We start from the raw sequence: 764 nt of genomic DNA on the forward strand, positions 1-764 counted from the left end.
AATCAGGACCACCCGTCCAACGGGTGGTTTGCTCTTGGGGTATAACCCCCTGTTGCCAAACTGCGCCTAAAGACGCTAGCCTAACAGCAGGGCTGTTCAGGCTCAGTGTTATTTGTCACTTTCACTCACCAGTTAAACTGGTTTTACTTCTTTTTGGTCCGATTACTGCTGAATGGATCTTCGTATTCTTTTACACTCAGCTTATCTAACGCTTGATCATGTGCTTCTTGTTCACGAATATACTTTCTTACCGTTGCTTCATTTAGACCCACTGTACTCACATAGTACCCTTCTGCCCAAAACTTTCGATTGCCGTATTTATACTTGAGCTGGGCATGCTTCTCGAATATCATTAACGAACTTTTTCCCTTTAGATATCCCATGAACGTTGAGACAGCTATTTTCGGTGGAATCGCTACCAACATGTGAACATGATCGGGCATCATATGACCTTCTATAATTTCTACTCCCTTGTACTTACACAGACGTCTAAAAATTTCGATTAAGTCTTTTCTCACTTGATTATAGATTTCTTTCCGTCTATACTTCGGGGTGAATACAATGTGGTATTTGCACATCCACTTTGTGTGAGCTAGGCTATAGCTCTTGTTTGCCATCGAAGACCATTCCTTTCTTTGAGCCTGAACATCTCAATTTTATCGGAATGGTCTTGGTGGTCAAACCCTTGATCCCTCCACCCGCATAGCGGGTGGTTTTTTGTTTCGCGCGTTTCACGCACTCAACTGGCTAAAGCCATAATAAAA

1 protein-coding gene is annotated in these 764 nt (G+C 42.7%); it reads right to left on the reverse strand.

The window, feature by feature from the left end; translation table 11 throughout:
• Positions 1-143: 143 nt before the first annotated feature.
• A complete protein-coding gene (gene tnpA, locus AC6CIF_RS31825) occupies positions 144-617 on the reverse strand; it encodes an IS200/IS605 family transposase (protein WP_405117919.1) in 474 nt (157 codons plus the stop codon).
• Positions 618-764 lie beyond the last annotated feature (147 nt).

The sequence above is a fragment of the Paenibacillus sp. GQ49 genome, assembly GCF_059759055.1.